This window comes from Nocardiopsis protaetiae (genome assembly GCF_045446735.1).
Lineage (GTDB): Bacteria > Actinomycetota > Actinomycetes > Streptosporangiales > Streptosporangiaceae > Nocardiopsis > Nocardiopsis protaetiae.
In genome coordinates this window covers 1-3825 of sequence record NZ_JBJJBV010000430.1, presented here as the reverse complement: position 1 = coordinate 3825, position 3825 = coordinate 1, and the positions used below count along the sequence as shown (strand labels likewise).

The 3825-nt window shown below is 75.2% G+C and carries 3 protein-coding genes and 1 tRNA gene; all 4 read left to right on the top strand.

Features of this window, described 5'->3' with window-relative positions; all coding sequences use genetic code 11:
• Positions 1-197: 197 nt before the first annotated feature.
• The 4 genes from ACJOT3_RS33350 (at position 198) to ACJOT3_RS33335 (ending at position 3795) form a co-directional block, all read left to right on the top strand.
• A complete protein-coding gene (locus tag ACJOT3_RS33350) occupies positions 198-827 on the top strand; it encodes a hypothetical protein (protein WP_406977121.1) in 630 nt (209 codons plus the stop codon).
• 99 nt (positions 828-926) lie between these two features.
• On the top strand, positions 927-2927 hold the full coding sequence (locus ACJOT3_RS33345; RefSeq protein ID WP_406977120.1) for a DUF2510 domain-containing protein: 2001 nt from the start codon (positions 927-929) through the stop codon (positions 2925-2927).
• 86 nt (positions 2928-3013) lie between these two features.
• Positions 3014-3652 (top strand): oligoribonuclease, encoded by a 639-nt coding sequence (gene orn / locus ACJOT3_RS33340; RefSeq protein ID WP_406977119.1) that lies wholly within the window; start codon positions 3014-3016, stop codon positions 3650-3652.
• Positions 3653-3719: 67 nt separating this feature from the next.
• Positions 3720-3795, top strand: a tRNA-His gene (locus ACJOT3_RS33335).
• Positions 3796-3825: the final 30 nt, after the last annotated feature.

Sequence of the window (3825 nt, the reverse complement as noted above, 5' to 3'; positions counted from 1 at the left end):
CCCTTCTTCTGTTCTCCTGTTCTCCTGTGTCCGGCTCTTTCTCCTGTGTCCGGCTCCGCGCGCCAGGTGGGGCGCCCGGGGCTCCCGGGGACCGGGAGGCGACCGGCACCCGTCCGCCGGGGGAAGCCCTATGGACTTCTCCGGCCGCTTGGCGTACCCAGAGAGGGCCGGGAACCACCAATCCCCGAGGGAGTGCGATGCCGAAGGCGTGGATGCCCGAGGTCGAGCGGATCGACGGCGGCGGGGCCCGCGCCTCGCGCGGGATCGGCGCCCCGCGCGTCGTGTGGACCGTGACCGGGGCGGACCCCACCGTGTGGTCGGCCCGGGAGGAGGCCGAGCGCCTGGTGTCGGAGCGGCGGACCGTGCACCTGGTGTGGAACCCGCTGTCGGGCGACACCGTGCAGATCCTGCCCGCGACCCGGCGGGGCACCCCCTCCCCCGGTTCCACCCACCACTACGGGCAGCACGTGGACCACGGCGACGAGGGGCGGGTGTGCCTGATCGTCGCCGTCGTCGCCCACGGCTCCGAGCCCTTCACCCACGGCCCCCTGCACGGCCGGTCCGCGCTGCTGGCCTGGTTCGGCTCCTGGGGGGTGCCCCGGACCTGGCCCGCGGGGACGCCCGGCACCGGGACCGCCGCGCGTCCGGAGCGGGAGCGTGAACGGGCACGGGAGCGGGCGTGGGCCGCGGGCGGCCACTTCGGCCTCGACCAGGTACCGGGTTCGACCGACCCCGGACCGGGCCGCCTGGACACCGCCCGGCTGCTGGCCGAAGGCGGCCGGGGGTCCTCCTCGCGGCCCGAAATGGCACCTTCGGTGATCGGGTGAACACCCAGGGCAATGGCTCATCGCGGGATGATCCCGTGAAACCGAGGAATGGGGATCCGCTGGTCGAGCAGAGTTCCGAAACCCCTTAGTCTGGCCCCCATGGGTGGATCTATCGAGCCGGGTTGGTACGCGGACCCGCAGGGCGACGCGCAAACGCTCAGATGGTGGAACGGCGAAGAGTGGACGCGGCACACCCGCTCCCTGGATGAACTCCAAGGTGGCGGGGCCGACGACGACGAAGAGGCCGCCACCACCTACCTCGGCGGGCCCGGCGGCCCCCCGTCCGACGACGACGATCCCGGCACCGTGCGGCTGGGCCCCTCCCCCGGGGCCGCCGACGACGATCTCGGCACCATGCGCATCGACCCCTCCTGGGGGCAGAACGCGGGACAGCCCATCGACGACGAGCCCGGAACCGTGCGCCTGGGCCCCTCCACCCCCGTCGGCCCCCCGCCGAGCGCCCCCGTGGACGACGAACCCGGCACCGTCCGCATCAACCCCGGCCGCACCCCCGGCCGACCCCCCGTCGCCGACGAGGAGCCCACCGCGGACCTCAGCGACGGCGCCACCATGCGCGTCACCCCCGGCACCGCCTCCCCCTCCCCCCGCCCCCCGGGCGACGTCAACGACGGCGCCACCGTCCGCGTGTCCCCCGGTGACCTGCCCGGCCACGGCCAGGGCCGGGACCAGCAGGACCAGGAGGCCCCCACCGCCGACCTGAGCGACGACCTGCCCACCGCCGACCTCACCGGTTCGGACGCGGTCGGCGGCGCCGGTGGCGGCGCCGGCGCCACGGGCGGCACCCGGGTCTTCAACCCCGACGAGCTCGGCGACACCCCGGGCACCCGGGTCTTCGACCCGGGCGAGGCCGGCGGCGGGACCGCGGGCACCCGCGTGTTCACCCCCGGAGGCGGCGGCGAGGCGGGCGGCACGGCCGTGTTCGACCCCAACGACCCGGTGTTCTCCGGCGGCGCCCCGGACGAGGACGAGGGCGGCAAGAAGGGCGGCCGCTTCAACAAGCTGCTGGGCAGCCTCAAGGAGGGCTGGAGCGACCTCTCCGAGGAGCGCAAGGAACAGCGCCGCGTGGCCGAGGCCGAGGCGGCCGAGCGCCGCGAGGAGGAGGCCAAGAGGCAGGCCGAGGAGGCCGCCAAGCGCGCGGAGGAGGACCGCAAGCGCGCCGAGGAGGAGGCGAAGCGCCAGGCCGAGGAGGCCGAGCGCCGCGCCGAGGAGGAGCGCAACCGGCCCGCCGACGCCGCCCCCGCGCCGGGCACCCCCGGTGCGCCCGGCGTCCCGGGTACGCCCGGTGTCCCCGGCGACCAGGCCTCCGGCGCGCCCGGTGCACCCGACGCCAACGCCCCCTATCCCGGTGCCCCGGCCCACGGCGGCCCCGCGCCGGGCACCCCCGGGCACCCCGCCCCGCCGGCCTCCCCGCCCGTCCCCCCGGCCCCGGCCGAGGGCACCCCGTGGACGCCGGGCCGCCCGGACGCCTCCCGCCAGGCTCCCCCGCCGCACGCGGCCCCGCCCTCGGGCCCCCAGCCGGGGTACCCGCGCACCGGCGGCCAGCCGGGCTTCCCGCCCTCGGGCGCCCAACAGGGCTACCCGCGCCAGTCCGGGCCCCAGCAGTCCTACCACCGGCCCCCGCAGCCGCCGCCGGGCGGCGGCTACCCGCCGTCGTTCCCGCCGCCCCCGCAGATGAACCGGCCCCCGGGGCGCCCGCCGCAGGGTCCGCCGATGCCCCCGCCGCCGATGAACCGCCCCGGCCCGCCCCCGGGCTACCCGCCCGCGGGCCCGCGCGCCGGCGTCCCGGGCGGCCCGCCCGCACCCCACGGCGGCCACCAGCCGCAGTGGGGCCCCCACCCGGGCGCACCGGGTGCTCCCGGCCACCAGCCCTACCCGCAGCAGCCCCAGCAGCCCCGGCCCAAGAAGAAGGGCGGCTGCGGATGCGGCTGCCTCACCTTCATCCTGATCCTGCTGGTGCTCCTGGGCCTGGGCCTCGCCCAGTTCCTGGGCTACTGGGACTGGATGTACCAGATCTTCGGCCTCGGCGAGCCCAACGGCATCTCCGACCCCTACATCCTCGACTCCTTCGTCTGGGACTGACCGCGTCCCCACCCGGGGCGGCCTTCACCGGAAGGCCGCCCCGCGGCGTGTCCGGCCCCTCACGCCCGAACCCCTAAGCTGGCCGTATGAACGACAGTTTGGTGTGGATCGACTGCGAGATGACGGGCCTCGACTTCGAGAACGACGCGTTGATCGAGGTGGCCTGTCTGATCACCGACGGAGAGCTCAACATCCTCGACGAGGGCATCGACGTCGTGATCAAACCCCCGCAGGCCGCGCTGGACGCCATGGGCGACTTCGTCCGCAACATGCACACCACCTCCGGCCTGCTCGCCGAGCTCGACAAGGGCGTGACCCTCCAGGAGGCCGAGGACGCCGTCCTGGAGCACATCCGCCGCTACGTCCCCGAGCCGGGCAAGGCCCCGCTGTGCGGCAACTCCATCGCCACCGACCGCACCTTCCTCGCCCGCGACATGAAGCGCATCGACGAGTACCTCCACTACCGGATGGTCGACGTCTCCTCCATCAAGGAGCTGCTGCGCCGCTGGTACCCGCGCGTCTACTACGCGAGCCCGGACAAGAACGGCGGCCACCGCGCCCTCGCCGACATCACCGAGAGCATCCGTGAGCTGCGTTACTATCGCGCCGCCGCGTTCGTCCCCGAACCGGGCCCGAACTCCGCCACCGCCCGCGCCATCGCCGCCGACGTGGTCGCCGGCGGCACCGGCCGCGTGGAGCCGCGCGAGGACTCCCCGGAAAACTGATCGAAGCACTCCCGGGAATCCGCTAAGCTTTCATACGTACGCAGGGCCGCGAGGCCAGGCGCACGTGGTGGGTGTAGCTCAGCCGGTAGAGCACTTGGTTGTGGTCCAAGAAGTCGCGGGTTCAAGTCCCGTCACTCACCCCAGAGGCCGAAGGCCCCGACCCCCGGGTCGGG